Annotated in this window: 23 protein-coding genes; 19 read left to right on the forward strand and 4 right to left on the reverse strand. The window is 63.2% G+C overall.

What is annotated here, in order from left to right:
• Positions 1-52 precede the first annotated feature (52 nt).
• The 4 genes from ilvD to sigK all read right to left on the reverse strand — a co-directional run bounded on the left by ilvD (position 53) and on the right by sigK (position 4,926).
• Positions 53-1,738, reverse strand: a complete 1,686-nt coding sequence (ilvD, locus tag LKX83_RS21385; protein ID WP_227884791.1) for a dihydroxy-acid dehydratase — start codon at positions 1,736-1,738, stop codon at positions 53-55.
• 108 nt (positions 1,739-1,846) lie between these two features.
• On the reverse strand, positions 1,847-3,079 hold the full coding sequence (locus LKX83_RS21390; RefSeq protein ID WP_227884698.1) for a polysaccharide deacetylase family protein: 1,233 nt from the start codon (positions 3,077-3,079) through the stop codon (positions 1,847-1,849).
• Positions 3,080-3,329: 250 nt separating this feature from the next.
• The gene (locus LKX83_RS21395; protein ID WP_227884699.1) at positions 3,330-4,004 is read right to left on the reverse strand and encodes a 3'-5' exonuclease; all 675 of its coding nucleotides are present in this window, start codon (positions 4,002-4,004) and stop codon (positions 3,330-3,332) included.
• Between the two features lie 220 nt (positions 4,005-4,224).
• Positions 4,225-4,926, reverse strand: a complete 702-nt coding sequence (sigK, locus tag LKX83_RS21400; protein ID WP_227884700.1) for an RNA polymerase sporulation sigma factor SigK — start codon at positions 4,924-4,926, stop codon at positions 4,225-4,227.
• A 252-nt stretch (positions 4,927-5,178) separates the two neighbouring features.
• Here sigK and LKX83_RS21405 point away from each other — a divergent pair, with 252 nt between their 5' ends.
• The 19 genes from LKX83_RS21405 to LKX83_RS21495 all read left to right on the forward strand — a co-directional run bounded on the left by LKX83_RS21405 (position 5,179) and on the right by LKX83_RS21495 (position 20,926).
• Positions 5,179-5,640 carry a DedA family protein gene (locus tag LKX83_RS21405; protein ID WP_227884793.1) on the forward strand — a complete coding sequence of 154 codons (462 nt, stop codon included), beginning with the start codon at positions 5,179-5,181 and terminating at the stop codon, positions 5,638-5,640.
• Between the two features lie 14 nt (positions 5,641-5,654).
• Entirely contained in the window at positions 5,655-6,227 is a 573-nt protein-coding gene (locus LKX83_RS21410; protein WP_227884702.1) for a class I SAM-dependent methyltransferase, read from the forward strand.
• A gap of 45 nt (positions 6,228-6,272) precedes the next feature.
• Positions 6,273-6,962, forward strand: a complete 690-nt coding sequence (locus tag LKX83_RS21415) for a response regulator transcription factor (protein WP_227884705.1) — start codon at positions 6,273-6,275, stop codon at positions 6,960-6,962.
• A complete protein-coding gene (locus tag LKX83_RS21420) occupies positions 6,955-8,034 on the forward strand; it encodes a HAMP domain-containing sensor histidine kinase (RefSeq protein WP_227884706.1) in 1,080 nt (359 codons plus the stop codon). Before LKX83_RS21415 ends, LKX83_RS21420 begins: the two co-directional genes overlap by 8 nt.
• A gap of 68 nt (positions 8,035-8,102) precedes the next feature.
• Positions 8,103-8,600, forward strand: coding sequence for a stage V sporulation protein AC (gene spoVAC / locus LKX83_RS21425; RefSeq protein ID WP_227884708.1), 498 nt, complete (start codon positions 8,103-8,105; stop codon positions 8,598-8,600).
• Positions 8,600-9,604, forward strand: a complete 1,005-nt coding sequence (gene spoVAD, locus LKX83_RS21430; protein WP_227884709.1) for a stage V sporulation protein AD — start codon at positions 8,600-8,602, stop codon at positions 9,602-9,604. Before spoVAC ends, spoVAD begins: the two co-directional genes overlap by 1 nt.
• 27 nt (positions 9,605-9,631) lie before the next feature.
• On the forward strand, positions 9,632-9,982 hold the full coding sequence (spoVAE, locus tag LKX83_RS21435) for a stage V sporulation protein AE (RefSeq protein WP_227884712.1): 351 nt from the start codon (positions 9,632-9,634) through the stop codon (positions 9,980-9,982).
• Positions 9,983-10,243: 261 nt separating this feature from the next.
• Entirely contained in the window at positions 10,244-11,197 is a 954-nt protein-coding gene (locus tag LKX83_RS21440; protein ID WP_227884715.1) for an AAA family ATPase, read from the forward strand.
• Positions 11,198-11,199: 2 nt separating this feature from the next.
• Positions 11,200-12,441, forward strand: a complete 1,242-nt coding sequence (locus tag LKX83_RS21445) for a DUF58 domain-containing protein (protein ID WP_227884717.1) — start codon at positions 11,200-11,202, stop codon at positions 12,439-12,441.
• Positions 12,438-14,687: a transglutaminase TgpA family protein gene (locus LKX83_RS21450; RefSeq protein ID WP_227884719.1), complete on the forward strand. Its 2,250-nt coding sequence runs from the start codon at positions 12,438-12,440 to the stop codon at positions 14,685-14,687. Before LKX83_RS21445 ends, LKX83_RS21450 begins: the two co-directional genes overlap by 4 nt.
• A 104-nt stretch (positions 14,688-14,791) precedes the next feature.
• A complete protein-coding gene (locus tag LKX83_RS21455; RefSeq protein ID WP_227884720.1) occupies positions 14,792-15,316 on the forward strand; it encodes a YqeG family HAD IIIA-type phosphatase in 525 nt (174 codons plus the stop codon).
• 17 nt (positions 15,317-15,333) lie between these two features.
• Positions 15,334-16,440 carry a ribosome biogenesis GTPase YqeH gene (gene yqeH / locus LKX83_RS21460; RefSeq protein ID WP_227884795.1) on the forward strand — a complete coding sequence of 369 codons (1,107 nt, stop codon included), beginning with the start codon at positions 15,334-15,336 and terminating at the stop codon, positions 16,438-16,440.
• Positions 16,441-16,457: 17 nt separating this feature from the next.
• Positions 16,458-17,309, forward strand: coding sequence for a shikimate dehydrogenase (locus LKX83_RS21465; RefSeq protein WP_227884721.1), 852 nt, complete (start codon positions 16,458-16,460; stop codon positions 17,307-17,309).
• 46 nt (positions 17,310-17,355) lie between these two features.
• The gene (gene yhbY, locus LKX83_RS21470) at positions 17,356-17,646 is read left to right on the forward strand and encodes a ribosome assembly RNA-binding protein YhbY (RefSeq protein ID WP_227884723.1); all 291 of its coding nucleotides are present in this window, start codon (positions 17,356-17,358) and stop codon (positions 17,644-17,646) included.
• A 12-nt stretch (positions 17,647-17,658) separates the two neighbouring features.
• Entirely contained in the window at positions 17,659-18,252 is a 594-nt protein-coding gene (locus tag LKX83_RS21475) for a nicotinate-nucleotide adenylyltransferase (RefSeq protein WP_227884725.1), read from the forward strand.
• Positions 18,242-18,832: a bis(5'-nucleosyl)-tetraphosphatase (symmetrical) YqeK gene (gene yqeK / locus LKX83_RS21480; protein WP_227884727.1), complete on the forward strand. Its 591-nt coding sequence runs from the start codon at positions 18,242-18,244 to the stop codon at positions 18,830-18,832. Before LKX83_RS21475 ends, yqeK begins: the two co-directional genes overlap by 11 nt.
• Before the next feature lie 12 nt (positions 18,833-18,844).
• On the forward strand, positions 18,845-19,186 hold the full coding sequence (rsfS, locus tag LKX83_RS21485; protein WP_227884729.1) for a ribosome silencing factor: 342 nt from the start codon (positions 18,845-18,847) through the stop codon (positions 19,184-19,186).
• Positions 19,183-20,118 carry a CvfB family protein gene (locus LKX83_RS21490; protein ID WP_227884731.1) on the forward strand — a complete coding sequence of 312 codons (936 nt, stop codon included), beginning with the start codon at positions 19,183-19,185 and terminating at the stop codon, positions 20,116-20,118. Before rsfS ends, LKX83_RS21490 begins: the two co-directional genes overlap by 4 nt.
• Positions 20,119-20,128: 10 nt before the next feature.
• Positions 20,129-20,926 carry a class I SAM-dependent DNA methyltransferase gene (locus LKX83_RS21495; protein ID WP_227884733.1) on the forward strand — a complete coding sequence of 266 codons (798 nt, stop codon included), beginning with the start codon at positions 20,129-20,131 and terminating at the stop codon, positions 20,924-20,926.
• Positions 20,927-21,187 lie beyond the last annotated feature (261 nt).

Genomic DNA, 21,187 nt, shown 5'->3' on the forward strand with positions numbered 1-21,187 from the left:
GCGGGACGCGTGCGGAGGCTCTTTCGCTTTTCGATCGTTTCAGAATGCCCGATCAGATCTTCATGACGCCGCCTTGGCTGGCGTTCGTGACGAGCGCGGAGTAGCGGGCGAGGTAGCCGCGCTTGATCTTCGGCTCGAAGCCTTTCCAGTTGGCGCGGCGGCGTTCCAGCTCTTCGTCGCTCACCTCGAGGGTGATCGTGCGGTTGTTCATGTCGAGCTCGATGATGTCGCCGTCTTCGACGAAGGCGATCGGACCGCCTTCGGCGGCTTCCGGCGAGATGTGGCCGATGGCGATGCCGCGGGACGCGCCCGAGAAGCGGCCGTCGGTGATCAGGCCGACCTTGGTGCCGAGGCCCATGCCGACGATTTGCGAAGTCGGCGCGAGCATCTCCGGCATGCCGGGACCGCCCTTCGGCCCTTCGTAGCGGATGACGACGACATGGCCTTCCTTGACTTTGCCTTCGGCCAAGCCTTGCAGGACTTCGTCCTGCGAGTCGAAGCAGATGGCAGGGCCGCGGTGGTAGCCGCCGACCGACTTGTCGACCGCGCCGACCTTGATGATCGAGCCGCCCGGCGCCAGATTGCCGAACAGGACGGACAGTCCGCCTTCCTTGGAATGCGGATCGTCGATCGGACGGATGACCGCGTGGTCGAGAATTTCGGCGCCTTCGACGTTTTCGCGCAGCGTCTTGGCAGATACGGTGAGGACGTCGCCTTGCAGGGCGCCTTCCTTCTTGAACAGCTCGTTGATGATTGCGCTGACGCCGCCCGCGTTGTGCAGGTCTTCGATGTGGTGATCGGAAGCAGGCGCAAGCTTCGACAGGTAAGGCACGCGCTTGGCCACTTCGTTGATCCGTTCGATCGGATATTCGATGCCGGCTTCATGCGCCAGCGCCAGCGTATGCAGCACCGTGTTGGTAGAGCCGCCCATCGCCATGTCGAGCGCGAAGGCGTTGTCGATCGAGTCCAGCGTGACGATGTCGCGCGGCTTGATGTCCTTTTGGATCAGCTCCATCAGCTGCATGGCCGACTTGCGAACGAAGTCTTTGCGCTCGGGCGCGACCGCAAGGATCGTGCCGTTGCCCGGCAGCGCGAGGCCGAGTACCTCGGCGAGGCAGTTCATCGAGTTGGCGGTGAACATGCCGGAGCAGGAGCCGCAGGTCGGGCAGCCATATTGCTCGAGCTCGGTCAGGCTCTTTTCGTCGATCTTGCCCGTCATGTAGGCGCCGACGCCTTCGAAGACGGAGGTCAGCGAGATCGCGCGGCCGTCGCTCGTGCGTCCGGCTTTCATCGGGCCGCCGCTGACGAAGACGGTCGGGATGTTGACGCGCAGCGCCGCCATCATCATGCCGGGGGTGATCTTGTCGCAGTTCGGAATGCAGACCATGCCGTCGAACCAGTGCGCGTTTACCATCGTTTCGACGGAATCGGCGATGATCTCGCGGCTCGCCAGCGAGTAGCGCATGCCGATATGGCCCATGGCGATGCCGTCGTCGACGCCGATCGTATTGAATTCGAACGGAACGCCGCCCGCTTCGCGAATCGCTTCCTTAACGATCTTGCCGAATTCTTGCAAGTGGACGTGGCCCGGGACGATGTCGAGGTAGGAATTGCAGACGGCGATGAACGGCTTGCCGAAGTCTTCTTCTTTGACGCCGGCGGCGCGCAGCAAGCTGCGGTGGGGCGCGCGGTCAAAGCCTTTCTTGATCATGTCGGAACGCATTTTCTTGGCCATGATGGAAGGTCCCCCAATCGATAGTATAGCGAGATCCATATAATTTAAGAGTTTATCACAAAAAGGAGGAATCCCGCTATACAAGTTGCGGGGTTCACGGCCCTTCGTCCGTCAGTGCGCGTCGCGCGCCGGGTCGAGCGCGGGCTCGTCGCCGAACAGCGGCTTCAGCCGGTCCCGCTGCGTCCGCAGCGCCATGCCGTCGATATGGCGGCGGTCCATCATGAAGATGCTTTTCTTGAACGCCTTGTACGGAGCCGGGCCGACCGAGCAGAAGACTGCGAAGCCCTGCGACCGGAGATAGGCGATTTTCGGGTCGTCCGCTTTGACGCTGCTGCCATACGGGTAGACGAAGACGTCCGTCGGCCCGACGAGCGGCTCGACTTCGTTTTTCCACTTGGTCGCGTCCCGCTGGAGCCGGTCCAGGGACACCTTGTTCACGTCGACATGACCCCAGCTGTGGGAGGCGAACGTCCAGCCGCTCTCCTTGAGCCGGCGGATGACGTCCTCGGCGGCTTGTTTGTCCTCGGCATAGGTCGGGCTGTCAGGTTCGTTCGTGCGGTAGCCGAGCACCCCTTCGTAGCCGGTCAGCGCCAGCACGCCTTTGGCGCCCTGCCAGGAGAAGTCGGGATGATCCCGCACGAAGTCGTCCAAGATCGGAACGAGTTCCCAGTCGCGCGACGTTTTTGCCTCGCCGTCCGGCGTCTTCGCCCACGCCGTGATGCGCCCGTCGGCGTCGGGGACGAGCTTCCAGGCGTTTCCGTTCTGCCGCATGTAGTCGTAGTAGTTGATGTCGTCGACGGACAGGACGAACGGCCTTTTGCCCTTCGGGAAGGAGAATGAAGCCTCGGCGGCCGTCGGCAAGCCGTTTGCATCCTTGCCCGGCACGTAAAGCTTGTGAATGTCGATGAGGACGTAATCCCGCTCGTAAAGGGCGTTCAGCATCGCCTTGAACTCGGGGACGGTGACGAACCAGTCGTCGAAGCCTTTGGAGATGCTGTCGCCGTCGAACGCCAGCTCCGGAAACGCGACGAGCGGGTGGAAAAACAGGTGCTCGACCGGTCCGCGGTAGTCCACCGTCTCGACCTCGGGCGTCGGCGAGGGAGACGGAGTCGGCTCGGGGGTTCCGGACGGGGAAGCCGATGCGCCGGCTTCGCCGGACGGCCCCGGCGAGGCGGTCGCGGACGGATCGGCGGAGGCGCCCTGGGAAGGGAGGGGCGCTTCGCTGCCGCCGGAAACGGTGGAGCCGTCGGCGGGGATCGCCGAGTCGCCCGTCTGACAGCCGGCCGTGACGGCGGCGAGGGCGGCGAACAGCAGGACAAATAGACCCATGCGGCGTGGTCTCATGCGATACATAGCCTCCTAAGCGGATTGGATACCGATTAGACGAAGCGGGCGGGCTGAGAGTTCAGTGCTATGCAGCGCCGGGAGGTCGAGCGAATAGGGAACTGTGGAGGAGCGATCACGAAGCCGGAGCCGTGCGAAACCCAAAACGGCGAACCGTACCCCAAAGGGTCGGTTCGCCGTTTTGCGGCTGCTATGCCGGATGACATCGTATTGGCAACCCGGCGAAGTTCGTTCATCAGCCAGCGTTCGTTCAGGTAGAGGTGCGGTCGTCCGGGATCAGACCCGCCAGCCCGGCGAACGGCAAGTTCTCGAAATGGTCGGTTTTGTAGACGACTTCCGTCTCCAGCTTCGTTTCCTCCGAAAGCTTGTTGATCTTGAATTGGAGGCGGTCGAACAGCTTCACGAGAATTTGCGCCGTATTGAGCGCGTCGTCGAGCGCCCGGTGGTGGGAGCCGGAGAAGGGAATCTCCAGCATTTCGAGCGCCGGCTTCAGCCCCATTTGCTGATGTTTCTCGAGCTTGAATATTTTGGACAGCATCTTTTGCAGGTTGTTGTGGTTGACGATCCAGTCCGTCGGAATCCGATGCTGTCGGCATTCCTGCACCAGCTGGCGCTGATCGTCGGGCCCCCAGGCGCACAAATAATACTCGCCGGGACCGATCCAGTCGGCGAAACCGCGGACGACGCCGGCAAGCGTGCCCGCCTCGTTCACGTCGTCTTGCGTGATTCCCGTAAACGAGGTCGTATCGGCGGTAAGCTGCGGAACGACGACCGGCTTGACGAACGCCTGATACGTATCGACGATGCCGAGGACCCCTTCGACGGCCTGCACTTTGGCCGCTCCGATCTCGATGATTTCCGCGATCTGGCCCTTTTTGCGCCGGACCGTCATCTCCAGGTCGTACACGATATAGGACGATTGCAAAATGGCAACACCTCAAGACGAATTGCGCGCATCGGCAAACTGCGAACCGCACCTTGTTATTATAGACTTCCGCCTTCCGTTTGTCATGATCCATCGCGCGTCCGCCATCACAGGCCGGATCCGCGTCCGACTCTCCTCATTTCAATCTCCGGAAAAACGAAAAAGGCCGAAACGGGAACCCGCACGCCCCCGTCTCGGTCTTTTCCGATGCCTTTCCCCGTCAACGCTTCGCCTTGTAAAACTCGTGATACAACTTCATGAGCGCGCGCTTTTCGATCCGAGAGACGTAGGAGCGCGAGATGCCGAGCTCCCGGGCGATTTCCCGCTGCGTCCGCTCGTCTCCTCCGCCGTCGAGGCCGAAGCGCCCGCGGATCACTTCCTGCTCGCGGTCGTCGAGAATGTCCAGGTTCTGATAGATCTTGCTTTTCTCAATCTTGAGCTGAACCTTTTCGACGACTTCGTCAGGTTCGGTGCCGAGAATGTCCTGCAGCGTAATTTCGTTGCCCTCTTTGTCCGTCCCGATCGGGTCGTGCAGCGATACGTCCTTGCGCGTTTTTTTGAGCGAGCGGAGATGCATCAGGATTTCGTTTTCGATGCAGCGCGCGGCGAACGTCGCGAGCTTCGTACCTTTGCCGACCTGAAAGCTCTCGATCGCCTTGATGAGGCCGATCGTGCCGATCGAGATCAAATCTTCGAGATCCTCGCCGGTGTTGTCGAATTTCTTGACGATATGCGCCACAAGCCGCAAATTGTGCTCGATCAGCAGATTGCGCGAGTGCGGGTTGCCTTCCGCCATTCGCGACAGGTGCAGCGCTTCTTCTTCGTCGGTTAGAGGCTGGGGGAAGGCGTTGTTTTTAACGTACGAGACGAGCAGCGACAGCTGCTTCAGGAAGAGGGCGATGGTCGTGATCAATCCGGGCACGGTCAGGTCACCTCCGGCAGAATGGTCGATCGGTCGAACGGGCGGAACGGAGCATTACCATTCTATGTGGGTGATCGCCTACGCGTGCCTGTACGGACGAACGGTGTCAGAAAAAAGCGGGAGGCGCCCTTCAGAATTTCTTCAGATTTTCCTCCGTCGGTTCCTCAGATTTGAACCTTATGCTGCATGTATCGGCTCGCAGGGCCGACGATCCGAAGACGCAAGAGAAAGGAGAGGTTTCCGTTGTCCGAGATGATCCAAGCATGGATCGACGCGTACGGCAGCGTCTTTTTCTTCCTGGCGTTCGGCCTCGGCCCCTTCGGCGTTCCCGTGCCGAACGAGGTTATGATCCTCGCGGCGGGCGGACTGTCGCGGGCGGGGCTCATCGACCCGCGGGAAGCATACGGAGCCATCGCGGGCGGATTGTTTTTCGCCATGCACGCGGGGTACGCGCTGGGGCGTCTGTTCGGCGTCCGGCTGGTCGCACGGATCCGGAAGCCCCGGTTGAGGAAGTACGCGGATCGGGGGCGCCATCTTCTCGACCGCTTCGGCAGCGTGGCGCTAACGATTGGATACTTTCTCCCCGTCGTCCGCTACCTCATGCCCTTGCTGGCGGGCGCCGGCGGCATGCGTTACCGGACCTTCGCTCCTTATGCCTACGCGGGCGCCTTGGTTTGGACCTTGCTGTATTTCGGGATCGGGATGATCCGATGAGAGGACGATGTGAAATGACGATGAACGACCGCTGGCTGTTTATGAGAACGTTTTGGAAGCGGCCCAGGGAAGTGGGCAGCGTAACGCCCAGTTCGGTTTATCTGGCGCGCGCGATGGCGAAAGCCGTCCCGTGGAGCGAAGTCCGCGCGTTTGCCGAGCTGGGAGCCGGGACGGGCGCCATTACCCGGTATCTCGACCGGATGAGGTACGACGATACGGCAGGCCACTTGTTCGAGAAAGATCCGGCCCTTCGCCGCCGCTTGTCCGAAGCGTATCCGCACTACCGCTGCCATGACGACGCGCTTGGGATGACGTCCGTGCTGGCGCGGGAGCGGCTGCCCGCCTTCGACTGCATTTTCAGCGGCCTGCCGTTTTTCAACTTCGAGCAAGGGCTGCGGGACCGGCTGTTGGCGCAAATCTCCCAATCGCTCGCGCCGGGCGGCTACTTCGTCGCTTTCCAATATTCCCTGCAGATGCGCGGGCAGCTTCGCCGCCACTTCGATATTCAGGAGCTGCGGTTCGTCGCCGCCAACTTTCCGCCCGCATTCGTCTACGTGTGCAGGAAAAGACCGGACCGAATGGAATAATGAAAGTATCGCGTTATCGGAAAGCCGGAAAGGGGCGGGACAACGATGAAAGAAACGGTGCTGGTCGTCGACGACGATCCGGAAATCCGGGACGTGATCCGCATGTACTTGCGTCAGGACGGTTACGCGGTCGTCGAGGCGGAGGACGGGGAACAGGCGCTGCGCCTGCTACGAACGGATCCGTCCGTCGGCCTGGTCATTCTCGACGTCATGATGCCGAAGCAGGACGGCCTCGTGACGTGTCTGAAGATCCGGGAAGCTTCCCGGGTCCCGATCATCATGCTGTCCGCCAAAGAGTCGGACCTGGACAAGATTACCGGACTGACGACGGGCGCCGACGATTACGTGGCGAAGCCGTTTAACCCGCTGGAGCTAATGGCGAGGGTCAAGGCGCAGCTGCGCAGACAAAGCTACGCGGCGCAGGAGCGGGTCGAGGACGACCTCATCGAAATCGGGGGTCTGGTCGTCGACAAAATCAGGCACGCCGTCTCGGTCGACGGGCGTCACATCGCGCTGACGCCGCTCGAATTTGCGATCTTGGCGCTGCTGGCCGGGCGGCGGGGGCAGGTGTTCAGCGCCGAAAAGATCTATGAAGCGGTGTGGCGCGAACCGTTCGGCTATACGGACAATACGGTGATGGTGCACATCCGCAATATCCGCGACAAGATCGAGCCGAATCCGAAGGAGCCTCAGTATATCAAAACCGTATGGGGGGTCGGCTACAAAGTTGAGTAAGCGGCGCGGAATGGGCATTCGGGGGAAGTGGCTGGGTTCGCTGACGCTGAGCTTGATCGTCGGGTTCGTCGTATCCTGGCTGACCCCGAGTTTTTTTGGCACCCCCTACGGCGTCGTGTTGCAATTTTTGCCGTTGGCGACGTTTTTCGCCGCGTTTTTTTTCACCTACTTCTTGCTGACCCGGCCTTTCATTCGCTATCTCGAAAAACTCGGCCAGGAGTTGAATGTGCTCGCCGGCGGCAATCTGAGCCACCGCGTTCCGGTGCTGCGGCAGGACGAGCTGAGCGAAGTCGCCGTCAACATCAACGCGATGGCCGAACGGCTCGAAACGCAAATCGAGAAGGAGCGGCGCGAGGAGAAGGCCAAAATGGACCTGATTACCGGCCTGTCGCACGATCTTCGTACACCGCTGACGAGCATCGTCGGTTACTTGGGGCTGCTGAAGAGCCGTTCGGATCTGGACGAGGCCGAGCGCGAGCGGATCGTGGACAATGCGGAAAACAAAGCGCGGCAGCTGAAAACGCTGATCGACGATTTGTTCGAATATACGAGGCTGACGACCGGAGAAACGGACTTGCGGCCGCTGGCGTTCGATATTCGCGCACTCGCGGCGCAAATGGCGACCGAGTTCGAGCCGCTTGCCGCCGAGCGCGGCGTCGCCGTCCGCTTGCGGCTGACGGATTGCGACTCGGCTCCCGTCTTCGCGGAGCCGGATCGCATCCGGCGAGCGCTCGACAATCTGCTCATGAACGCCCTGAAGTTCAGCGACAAGCCCGGCGAGATCGCCATCGCGGTCGCGGTGGACGCGGAAGGCGCGGAGGTCGCGGTAACCAATCGCGGAACGCCCATCACGGCGGAGCAGGAGAAGCTATTGTTCGATCGGTTCTACAAGGCGGACGCCTCCCGTTCGGGGGACGGCATTCAGCCAGGCGCCGGACTCGGATTGACGATCGCCCGGCAAATCGCGGAGCTGCACGGCGGCACCGTCCGGCTCGACCACGAGGCGGGCAGCTTCACGTTCGCGTTGTGGCTGCCGCTGGATCGCCGATCCCCCAATTATTTCCCCTCATAAACGCCCCCTCTCCTGACCAATAATGATTGGGACGACATGTTCCATTTGGAAGGGGGGACCTTCGCAAGATGACCACCAATGAAATGAACAAAGGCGGTTCGCCTGCCTACAAGCCGGTCTCGATGACCCCCAAAGAGTACAAGCAGTTCGCCAAAAAGCGGGAGCCGTCCCGCTCCGTCGGGCGCAACTGCTTGCGTGCGTTTCTGGTCGGCGGCCTGATCTGCCTGATCGGCGAAGGGGTTCAGCAATTTTTCATGGCCGCGTTCCACATGTCGAACCGCGAGGCGAGCAATCCAACCGTGGCGACGATGATCCTGATCTCGGTCATCCTGACCTGCCTGGGCGTGTACGACAAAATCGCCCAGTGGGCCGGCGCGGGCAGCGCCGTGCCGGTGACGGGGTTCGCCAATTCGATGGCTTCGGCCGCGATCGAGCACCGCAGCGAAGGACTGGTGCTGGGCGTCGGCGCCAACATGTTTAAGCTCGCGGGCTCCGTCATCGTGTTCGGGACGGTGGCGGCGTTTTTCGTCGGCATCATCAGCTGGCTGATCGGAGTGTGGCGGTAATGCTGCGCGGCAGACGGACCTGGATGTTCGATCGGCCGCCGGTCATCCTGGCGACGGGTACCGTGGTCGGGCCGGACGAGGGCGAAGGACCGCTCGCCGCCGATTTCGATCTGGTTCATCCGGACATGGAGCTCCAGCAGCCGAGCTGGGAGAAGGCGGAGCGGGCCTTTCTGGAACAGGCTTCGGATATCGCCGTGTCTTCCGCCAAGCTGTCCAAGGATAAGATCAACTTTTACGTCGGCGGCGATCTGATCAATCAAATCATCAGCAGCACCTTCGCGGCGCGGACGCTGGGCGCCCCGTATTTGGGCGTCTTTGGCGCCTGCTCGACCTCGATGGAGTCGCTCGCGCTCGCCTCGCTGATCGTCTCGTCCGGCGCGGGCGACTACGTGCTGGCCGGCACGAGCAGCCACAACTGCACCGCCGAAAAGCAGTTCCGCTATCCGACCGAATACGGCTCCCAGAAACCTCCGACCGCCCAGTATACGGTGACGGGCGCGGGGGCCGCCGTCGTCGGCCGGACGGGACAAGGGCCGAAAATTACGTCCGCCACGATCGGCAAAATCGTGGATCTCGGCATCAAGGATCCGTTCAACATGGGGGCGGCGATGGCGCCCGCTGCGGTGGATACGATCCAGTCCCACCTCGAGGAGACCGGCCGGAAGCCGGGGGATTACGACCTGATCGTCACGGGAGACCTGGCGGGCGTCGGCCACCCGATCGCGGCCGAGATGCTCAGACGCAACGGCGTGCCGATCGGGGATACGCAATTTCTCGACTGCGGGCTGATGATCTACGACGTCGCCAAGCAGAAGGTGCAAGCGGGCGGCAGCGGCTGCGCCTGTTCGGCGACCGTCACGTACGGGCATCTGCTGAAGCGCATGGCGAAAGGCGAGCTGGGGCGCATCCTAGTCGTTGCTACGGGGGCGCTGCTCAGCCCGTTGTCCTACCAGCAAGGCGAGACGATCCCGTGCATCGCGCACGCCGTCTCGATCGAAGCCTAACCACTTGGCGGAAGGAGGCAAGCGAACATGCAGTATTTGTGGGCATTTGTGATCGGAGGCGCCATCTGCCTCGTCGGTCAGCTGCTCTTCGATTGGGCGAAGCTGACGCCCGCGCATACGATGGCGACGCTCGTCGTAGCCGGGGCGATCATCGACGGCCTGGGCTGGTACGACCCGCTTATCGACTTCGCGGGCGCCGGGGCGACCGTGCCGATCACCAGCTTCGGCAACGCGCTCGTCCACGGATCGCTGACCGACATGCAGCGCGACGGATGGATCGGCGTCATTACCGGCATCTTCAAGATGACGAGTGCAGGCATCTCCGCGGCGATCGTCTTTTCGTTCCTCGCGGCGCTCGTCGTCAAGCCGAAGGGCTGACGCGCGGCAATAGTTTCGTCTCGGGCGGCCGCAGCGGCGGCTCCGCCCGGCGTCTTTTCGTCGATAATCGGACCTTTCGCAACTTCGCAAAGCGACGTTTCCCTCTCCGACACCCGCAAGAGCCGATTCCGGGCCAAGCCCGAATTGGCTTTTTTTCTATGTTTATTTGTAGGAATACTAAATTGTAGAAACTCTCCTAGATCAGGTATAATTGAAGGTAGTTTCGACATGACTAGGCAAGATTCCGTAGGAGGGACCGGAATGGAACAACAGAGCGCGATGCAAATGCTGGATCATATCAGGCAGAATATGGAATCTTGTATTTACGGCAAAAAGGAAGAAATCGCTTGGCTGCTGACCGCGCTCGTCGCAGGCGGCCACGTGCTGATCGAGGACGTGCCGGGCACCGGCAAAACCCAGCTCGTCAAGGCATTGGCGAGGTCCATCGGCGGCACGTTCCATCGGATTCAGTGCAACCCGGACCTGCTGCCCACGGATATTACAGGCGTCTCTATATATCATCCCAAACAAGAAGAATTCGTCTTCCGTCCCGGGCCGGTCATGGCCCACGTGCTGCTCGCCGACGAGATCAACCGGGCGACGACGAAGACCCAATCCGCGCTGCTGGAAGCGATGGAGGAGCGGCACGTGTCGGTGGACGGCGTGACGTACGCGCTGCCCGCGCCGTTCGTGCTGTTCGCCACGCAAAACCCGATCGAGTTCGAAGGTACGTACAGCTTGCCTGAAGCGCAGCTGGACCGGTTTCTGATGAAAATCTCGCTCGGCTACCCGGACGAAGCGTCGGAGAAACGGCTCGTACTCGAACCTGGCACGTCCCGCGCGGCGGAGCAGCTGGCCGCAGTCGCCCAGGCGTCCGACATCGTCGACATCCAGAAGCTTGCCGAGAAGGTGCACCTCGACGGCAGCGTCGTCGACTACCTCGTCGGTTTGATCCGGGGCACGCGCCAGCATCCGTCCGTGCTGCTCGGCGCGAGCCCCCGCGCATCGGTTGCGATGGCGGCGTGCGCCAAGGCGTACGCCTTCCTGAACCACCGCAACTTCGTCTTGCCCGACGACATCAAGGCGACGGCGCCGCTCGTGCTGAGCCATCGCCTGCATCTTCGCTCCGAGGCGAGGATGCAGGGAGCCACGACGACGAGCGTGCTGCAGGACGTCCTGCGGCAGCTGCCGGTGCCTGTCGCGATGGAGCGCTGACGATGCGGCGGATTCCGATCCCGCGGTTCGGGTGGGTTTGTTCCGTCCTGTATGTGGCTTCTTTGCTGTTCGTCGTATTTCAGGGCGGCAAGACGTCGCTCATGCTGTTCGTCATGATCAACGCGCTCGGGCTTTATCTGCTTCTCGGACGATGGAGCGGCATCGGCGGCGTCAAGGGCGTGCGCTCGGTGGAGGGCTTGTCCGGCACGATGGGGATGCTGTCCGCCGGCTCGCGCATTCGGGTTCGGCTGCAGATGCAGGTGCCGGGCTTCTGGCCGCTCCCCTACGTCATCGTGCGCGAAAAGCTCGCGCGCGTCACCGGGAGCGAGACGCAGGATTACGAGCTGAGCTTCGTGCCGGATTACCGTCGGCGCGGCGCGATCGTCTACGAGACGGCCCCGCTGCGGCGCGGACGTTATCAATTTCTGGCGACCCGCTGCTCGACGCGCGATATTTTCGGATTGTTCGAGCACAAGGGAACGTTTTCGGAGCCGCTCGCGCTCCGCGTCATGCCCCGCACGATCGACCTGCAGGAATGGCGTCACATGAAGCGGTCCCGCACCGGCGCGTTCCAGCAAAAGGTTACGTCCCTTTGGGCGAAGGAGACGACCCAGATCGACGGGGTGCGCGAATATATCCGCGGCGACCGGATGTCCCGCATCCACTGGAACGCGACAGCCCGGACGGGGCAGTGGAAGTCCAAAGAATACGAGCGGGAGGCGCTGCCGCGATTCGTCCTCGTCCTCGACTGCGGGGAGAACGCCTACCGAACGGCCGAAGGATTCGAGCTCGCGGTATCCGTCGCTGCCTCGCTGCTGGACCTGGCGCTTCGCCGGGGCATGCCGGTCGGCTTCGTCTCGGCCGGCGCCCGTCGGGCTTGGTTCGGTGCCGGCCGGGCGCCCGTGACGCGGGAGCAGATCATGGATCACCTGATCGACATCGAGGCCGACGGCCGGGACGGCGTCGGCGAAGTGCTGCACGAGGCCGCCGCGCGGTTCGAAACCGGCGCCAATCTGGTGCTGATCAGCCCCGATACCGGAGAGGCGACCGCGCAGGCGCTTGAAGCGCTGGACGGACGCCGGATCGGTCCGAGCCACGTGCACATCGCCGAGCGCGCGCCGACGCCCGAAGAGTCCAAGCGGCTCGCCCAATGGAGCCGGGTGTTCCAGGCGCAGCACTGGGAGCTCTGCTCCGTCGCCCGCCTGGAGGATCTGCCGCGCGCGATGGAGGCGGGTTCGGCATGAGCACGACGACCTTGAAGCCGACCCGTCCCCTCGAATCGCGATTCTGGCGCAAGCTCGTCCTGGAACGGCTGCACCGGCTGTTCGCCATCGTGATCGTGCTGCAGCTGGTCCAGTGCTTCCACGATTACTGGTGGGAGGAGACGTACGCCGTCATTTACGCTACGCTGGGCGTCGTGGCGGTGACCGAGCTGCTGATCAGCCGGTCCTACTTTGCCCGCCTAGGGATGCAGATCTTGACGGTGCTGCTCGCGACGGTCACCTATACGCCGTTCCATTGGTACGGCTGGCCGGAGAGCTGGCGGGACGGAGAGGCGGTGCGCCACTTCCTCAGCTGGCATGCCGAGCAGCTGCATCCGTACGTCGAGATCGCAGCCTGCGTCGTCCTGGCCGTTCATTATTTGTCGGCCTGGGGAACGACGCGCGGCCGCGCGATCCTGCTGCTCCTGTGTTCGATCGTTGTGATGGCCGGGGTAGATTCGTTTTTTCCGTTCGAGCTGTGGACGAATATCGCCTGGACGGTGCTGGCGGGGCTCGGCTGGCTCGTCGTCCTTCATCTCCGGCAGCTGCGCGACCGGCACTACGACAGTTGGTCCGCCTTGGCCGAGCGGCCGCTCGAGCTTGCCATACCCGCGGTGCTCGTCATCGGCTTGCTCATGCTGGCGGGAATCGCCGTGCCGCGCGCCCCTGTACTCCTGGAGGACCCGTACACGATCTGGCTGGAATCGCAGAACAAGGAAGTGCCCGCCTTCGCGGGAGAGGGCGGCTATCTGAGCAACGGCAGCAGCGTCTCCGGCGGCCCGTCCGGCTCTTCCAAATCCGGCTACGGACGCAACGATTCGAAGATCGGCGGCGGGTTCCAGTTCGACTATTCCCCCGTCATGCAGGTCACGACCGACCAGAAGTCCTATTGGCGCGGGGAAAGCAAGTCGGTTTATACCGGCCAAGGATGGACCGACCGCAAGGGAACGCCAACGACGCCGGTCACGCCCGGCGAAGTGCCGCTGCCGATGGACCCGCCAAGGCCCGCCGGCGCCGAAACGAAAATGGTGTCGCAAACGTTCACGCTGCTGCGCAAAGAGCGCATCCCGGTTCTATTCGCGGCCGGTGCGGCGCGTACGGTGAACGAGCTGCAGGGCGTCGGCGGCAGCGCCAAGCTAACCTGGAACCCCGAAGAATGGGAGCTCAAGTTCCAGAGGCCGGTCCAACCCGACTCGTATACCGTCACGTCCGAGGTGCTCGTGCTGGATGCGGCCAAGCTTCGCGAAACGAAGGCCGGCGGAGCGGGCGACGGCTACGATACCGACCCTTACATGCAGCTGCCCGATTCGCTGCCGGAACGGGTCGTCCATCTGGCCAAGGAAGCGACCGCGACCGGAACGAACGACTATGACCGCGCCAAACTGCTGGAGCGCTATTTGCAGCTCAACTATCCTTATACGAATTCGCCGGACACGAGCCGGCAGAAAAGCAGCGACGTGGTAGACGCTTTCCTCTTCGAAATCAAAGAAGGCTACTGCGACTACTATTCGACGGCGTTCGTCGTCATGGCCCGCTCGCTGGGACTCCCCGCCCGCTGGGTCAAAGGCTACACGTCCGGCTATAACCCGCAAGACAACGAAAACCTGAGAATGGGCGGCCCGTACGTGCCGGACCCGAACGGCGCGGGCACGTACACGGTCCGCAACTCGGACGCGCACTCCTGGGCCGAGATTTACTTCGAAGGCACCGGCTGGGTGCCGTTCGAGCCGACCGCGGGCTTCAGCGTGCCGCAGCCGATCCACCAGGACGCGCTGCCGGACTACGAGCCGACCGCGCCGAACGCGAATGACGGCGCGGACGCCGAACCCGCCTCGGGCGGAGGAGGCTCCGGCTGGATCGGGATCGCTTCGGCGATCGTCGGCGGGCTCGCCGTGCTCTCCGTTCTCGTCTGGTTGCTGCTTCGCCGCCGTTCCTGGAACGACGTCTGGCAGCAGGTTCGCTACCGCGGCGCGACGCCGAACCAGCGGATCGTCCGCGAGATGGAGCGCCTGCTCGCCTACCTGAACCGCCGCGGCCTGAAGCGGCAGTCGCACGACACGCTGCGCGAGTCGTTCGCGCGGTGGGGCGGCAAGTTCGCCTCGCTGCGGGCGGATCTCGACGGCGTGCTGCAGCGGTTCGAGAACGCCCGCTACGGCGGGCAGGCCGGCCAGGAATCCGACTTTCAGCAGTTCTCGCAGCTCGCGGCCAAGATCCGCAAATCGCTCTAACGAACGGGAAAGCCTCGCGCGTCGCGGGCTTTCCCGTTTTTGCAAGGCGGGGCGGGGTGTGGTATATTTTGATCAATCATGATAGAGACGGGAGCTTCCAAAGGATGTTTCAACGCCTGTTGCCGCATCAGATCGTCAACACCGTATACGATATCGATCTGCCGAAGCTGAAGGCGGACGGCGTACGCGGCATCATTACCGACCTGGACAATACCTTGGTCGGCGCCAAGACGCCGCTCGCGACGCCCGAGCTGATCGCCTGGCTGGACAAAGTCAAGCAAGACGGCTTTCAAGTCGTCGTCCTGTCCAACAATAACAGCGCCCGCGTCTCGAAGTTCGCGGAGCCGCTCGGCATTCCATTTATCCCGGCCGCGCGCAAGCCGTTCAGCAAGGCGTTCCGCGAGGCGCTCCGCCTCTTGGACCTCGCGCCCGAGCAAGCGGTCGTCGTAGGCGACCAAATGATGACCGACGTCTTCGGAGGGCGGCGAATGGGACTGCATACCATCCTCGTCACGCCGATCGCGATCGGAGAGGAAGGCTGGGGCACCCGCATCAACCGCCGCATCGAGAAGATCGCATTAGCCCGCCTCCGGAGGCAGGGCCTGTGGCCGAACAAGGAGGAACGCTAGATTTGCCTGAAACTCAAATGAACGCCAACAAATGCGCTGGCTGCGGCGTCGCGCTGCAGATTGAGGACGCCGGACGTCCGGGCTTCGTGCCGGAGGCCGCGCGCGAGCGCGATCCGGTCATCTGCCAGCGCTGTTTCCGAATCAAACACTACAACGACGCTTCGTCGGTCGCCATCGACCAGGACGATTTTTTGCGTTTGCTGGGCGGCATCGCCCAAACCGACAGCCTCGTCGTGCACATCGTGGACCTGTTCGATTTCGAAGGAAGCATGATCTCCGGCCTGCAGCGGTTCGTAGGACATAATCCGGTGCTGCTCGTCGTGAACAAGATCGACCTGCTGCCCCGGGTGACGAACTGGAACCGGCTGCGCAACTGGGTGCAGCGCCAGGCGAAGGCGAACGGCCTGAAGGTCGCCGACATCGTGCTGTGCAGCGCGCGGCGCAAGCTCGGCTTCGACCGCGTCGTCGAAGCGATCGCCGAGCTGCGCGGCGACCGCGACGTCTACGTCGTCGGCGCGACGAACGTCGGCAAGAGCACGCTGGTGAACCGGCTCATCTCCGACTACAGCGATCTGGAGCGCGAGCTGACCGTGTCCCGCTACCCGGGCACGACGCTCGACGCCGTCCATATCCCGCTCGACGACGGGCACGCCATCATCGATACGCCGGGCATCGTCTACAAATCCCGGCTCAGCGAGGTCATTCCGCGGGAAGCGCTGCAGGCGCTGCTGCCGGACAAGCCGCTGAAGCCGCTCACTTACCAATTCTATGAACCGCAGACGCTGTTCTTCGGCGGGCTCGCCCGCTTCGACTTCCTGGAGGGCCAGCGTCAGTCGTTTACGGCTTACGTTTCTCCGGGCATTCCCGTCCACCGCACCAAGCGGGAGCGCGCGGACGCCCTCTACGAGAATCACCGCGGCGAGATGCTGTCTCCGCCGTCGAAGGCGGACCTGGACGAGATGCCGCCGCTCGCGCGGCATACGCTGCGCATCCCGCCGGGAGCGCCCCAGGACATCGTCATATCCGGCCTCGGCTGGATCGCGGCCAACGGCACGGAAGGCGCCGTCGTCGACGTTTATGCGCCAAAAGGCATCAAGGTTCTGCTGCGGGAATCGATCCTGTGACGGGAGGAGTGGGGCAAATGGACAGCCATACGGTCCTGTACGGGGTCATCGGAGATCCGATCCGCCATTCGCGGTCGCCCGTCATGCTGAACCGGGCTTTCCGGGCGGCGGGCATCAACGGGGCCTACGCGGCCTTCCACGTAACGCCCGAACGGTTGGGCGAAGCGATTCGGGGCATTCGGGCACTCGGCTTCCGGGGCTTGAACGTGACGATCCCCCACAAGATCGAAGTCATGGCTTATGTGGACGAGATCGACGAGGGGGCCCGCGCCATCGGCGCGGTCAATACGATTGTGAATGACGACGGCAAGCTTGTCGGCTACAACACGGACGGCATCGGCTACGTTCGGTCGCTCAAGGAAGAGGCCGAGCCCGAGCTGCGCGGCAAGAAGATCGTCGTCGTCGGCACCGGGGGCGCGGCGCGCGGCATCGTCTGGGCGCTCGCCCGGGAGAAGCCGGCGTCGATCGCGCTGGCGAACCGCACGGCGGAGCGCGCGCAAGCGCTCGCCGAAAGCTTCTCCGCCGAGGCGCAGGTGTCCGCGATTGCGTGGGATGCGCTGTCCGAGGCGTGTGCGGAAGCCGACGTCGTCATCAACACGACGTCGGTCGGCATGTCGCCGGACGTCGAAGCCGTGCCGGTCGATCCGTCCTGGCTGCGTCCTGGTGCCGTCGCGAGCGATCTGATCTACAATCCGCTCACGACCGCCTTCCTCCGGGGCGCCGCCGAACGGGGCTGCCGGATTCACGGCGGGCTCGGCATGTTCGTCTATCAGGGCGCCTATGCCTTCGAATACTGGACCGGGCGGCCGGCGCCGACGGACGCCATGCGCGAGGCGGTGCTCGCCTCGTTCGAACCGCAACACATTTAATAACTGTATCCTTTACGGAATACGAAGAAAGCGCAGGTAACCACCCATGCTGACCGGCAAACAAAAACGATTTCTCCGCGCCGAAGCGCACCATCTCACCCCGATTTTTCAGGTGGGCAAAGGCGGCACGAACGATCACCTGATCCGCCATATCGAAGAGGCGCTCGAAGTGCGCGAGCTGATCAAAGTGTCGATCCTGAACAACAACGACGACGATCGCCACGAAATCGCGAGCGAGCTGTCGGAGCGCTCCGGCGCGGAGCTCGTGCAGGTGATCGGGAAAACGATCGTCCTCTACAAGGAGTCGCGCGACAACAAGCAGATTCAGCTTCCCTAGGGAGGAAGAGCGATGACCAAGCGCCGCATCGGATTGATGGGCGGCACGTTCGATCCCATCCATCTCGGCCATCTGCTGGCCGCGGACGCCGCGCGCGAGGCGGCGGGACTGGACGAGGTGTGGTTCGTTCCGAACTCGGTGCCCGCCCACAAGCCGCAGCCCGGCGCGGACGGCGACGAACGGCGCGAGATGGTGGAAGCGGCGATCGGCGGCGTGCCGTACTTCCGGCTGGAAGCGTCGGAGCTCCATCGCGCGGGCGTCTCCTACACGATCGACACCGTCGCCGAGCTGCAGGCGCTTCACCCTGACGCCGCCTTCTACTGGATCGTCGGGGCGGACATGCGCAACAGCCTGCCGACGTGGCGGCGGATCGAGGAGCTGGCCGAACGGGTCACGTTCATCTGCCTGGAGCGGCCGGGCGAGCCCGACGAGACGGCCACGCTGCCGGCGTTTTTGCAGCCGAAGCTGGTGCGGGCCGGCATGCCGCAGATCGGCGTCTCCTCGACCGACATTCGCGCCCGCCGCCGCGAGGGGCGTTCGATCCGCTTCATGGTCCCGGAGACGGTGCGAGACTATATCGAGAGGAAGGGCTTGTATGAATCGTGAAGCCTTGATCGAAGCGACGAAGCGCCAGATGCCCGAAAAGCGGTTCAAGCACGTGATGGGCGTCGTCGAGACGGCCGTTTCGCTCGCGGAGCGGTTCGGCGGCGACGTCGACCGCGCCTGGCTGGCCGCGCTGCTGCACGATTATGCCAAAGCATGGCCGATCGAACGCATGGAGCGCGTCATCCGGGAAGAGGGACTTCCCGCGGAGCTGCTCGAGCACGACAAGGAGCTGTGGCACGCGCACGTCGGCGCTTGGGCGGTCCGGCAGGAGCACGGCATCGACGACGAAGCGGTGCTGGACGCCATCCGCTACCACACGTCGGGCCGGGAAGGGATGACGCAGCTTGACGTCATCGTCTGCCTGGCGGATTACATGGAGCCGGGGCGCGACTTTCCCGGCGTGAATAAGATCCGCAAACTCGCGGAGCATAAATTGGAAGAAGCGTTGGTGGCGGGATTCGATTCGACGATCTTGCACCTGGTCGATAAAGGAAGGCGCATCTTTCCGCTCACGGTGCTGGCCCGCAACGACCTGTTGCGGCAGATCGAACATCGGCGGCAAGAGAGCGCGCACATTTAAGGAGGCTGAGGCATGGCATTGTCCGATCAATTGTTGCAAGCGGTCGCTGACGCGGCTGAAGATAAGAAAGCCCATGAAATCGTTGCCCTGAACCTACAAGGCATTTCGCTGGTCGCGGATTATTTCCTCATCTGTCACGGGAATTCGGATACGCAGGTGCTCGCGATCGCGACGGAAATCCGCAAGCGGGCGGAGGAGATGGGCGCGCGCGTCCGGCTCGAGGGCATGGATACGGCTCGTTGGGTGCTGATCGACATGGGCGACGTGGTGGCGCATGTCTTTCACCGGGACGAACGGGAGTACTATGGTCTGGAGCGACTCTGGTCCGACGCGAAGGCAGTGGAATTCGCATGACGCTGATCGCGGGCACGATCGCGACACTGCTCGTGCGGCGCGAGGTTCCGCCCTACGGATGGTTCCTGGGCGAGACCGACGAGGAGGATGCCCCCGAAGTGCTGCTCCCCTATGCGGAAGCGGTCTCGGGCCGCCCGCAGGTCGGGGACGCAACAAACGCTTTTCTATTCCACGACGACAAAGGACGCCTCGCGGCGACCTTACGCAAACCGCTGCTGCAGCTTGGTCAGATGGGGCGGCTCGTCATGGCCGACTTTCACCCGCGTTTCGGCTGCTTCCTGGAGCTTGGCATCGGGCGCCAGCTGCTTCTTCCGATCAAGGAACTGCCCGACCAACGCGAGCAGTGGCCTCGTCAGGGGGACGAGCTGCACGTCGTCATGAAGCACGACAAGGAAGGCCGCATGCTCGCGCGTCTCGCCAAGCTGGAAGACTACGAACGCATCGTGTTCCATGCCCCTTCCTCTTGGCATCATGAGCAGCGCGACTGTTGGGTGACCGACATTTTCCGCGACGGGGTGTTCGTGCTCGTGGATGGGGGCGTGCTCGGCTACGGCGCGCTCGGCTACATTCCGACGGCTTCGACGCCGCAGCCGCTGCGGCTGGGCGAGAAGATAAGGGCACGCGTCACGCAGGTGCGGGACGACGGCAGGGTCACCCTGTCGCTCCGGCCTTCCAAGGAAGTCGGCCGCCTCAAGGACTCGGACCGGATTCTCGCTTTTCTGAAGGGACGCCCCGGCGGCGCGATGCCGTACTCGGACGCTTCCCCCGCCGACGTCATTCAAAAACGGTTCGGGCTCAGCAAATCCGCCTTTAAGCGGGCGTTGGGCAAGCTGATGAAAGACCGTCTCGTCAGGCAGGAAGGCAACTGGACGAAGCTGGTCGAGACGGATGCCGATCCCGCCGCCAACGACGAATCCACTACATCGACATAGGGAGATGGAGATGCGCTCTTACCGGGAATTCGCAACTGTTTACGATCGGTTGATGGAAGAAATGCCGTACGCGGAATGGATGAGCTTCGCCAGACGCTGCTGGGAGCGGTACGGCATGCCGCGGACGGTCGTGGACTTGGGGTGCGGTACCGGGAATATCGCCATCCCGCTCGCCAAATCCGGCTTTGCCGTGTTCGGCGTCGATCTGTCCGCGGACATGCTGTCCGTCGCGCGTAGCAAGTGGGAGTCCACGCCCCGCCACGGGACGATCCGCGCCCGGGACGAAGATGGCTCGATCCGCTGGCTGCAGCAGGACATGCGGGATTGGGAGCTGCCGGAGCCCGCGGACGCCGTGATCAGCTTTTGCGACAGCCTCAATTATTTGACCGAGCCGGAGGACGTCGTCGCGACGTTTCACAGAACGTATGCCGGGCTGGCTGCCGGAGGGCTGTTCCTGTTCGACGTCCACGCGCCGGCCCAGCTGGCCCGCTACGGCGAGGAGCAGCCGTTCGTGCTGGACGATCGGGATGTCGCCTATTTGTGGACTTGCGATTACGACCCGGCCCGGCAAGAGGTCGAGCACGACTTGACGTTTTTCGTTCGGGAGGAGGGCGCCGCGGGCGGCGGACAGCCGTTGTACCGCCGCTTCGAAGAATCCCACGTCCAACGCGCCTACGAGCCGGATTGGCTGGCGCGGCAGCTGCGGGCGGCCGGCTTCGAGCTGCTGCATCGCTGCGCGGACTTCGGCTTGGACGAGCCGGACGATGCGTCGGAGCGGCTGTTCTTCGTCGCGCGGAAGCCCGCATGATCGCGGCCCCCAACAGCAAGAAGCCGCATGACCGGCGTGCCGGTCATGCGGCTTCTTCTTCGTATTCGGGCGCCCGGAGTTAAGCCGATTCGGTCTCGGTCCGGACGCTTGGGCCCCTGCTGCCCGGCCGAGCAGCAGCGTAATCCGGTGCTTCTGCCCCACGCGTTTTCCGCGCTTCTCATGCTCGGCGACCGGACAAGCGACGGCCATCGCCATTTTCCGCGCAACTGGGGGTCTCTCGCCTTGACATCGATTGCCTCG

The sequence above is a fragment of the Cohnella baijiui genome (genome assembly GCF_020731285.1).
Taxonomy (GTDB): domain Bacteria; phylum Bacillota; class Bacilli; order Paenibacillales; family Paenibacillaceae; genus Cohnella.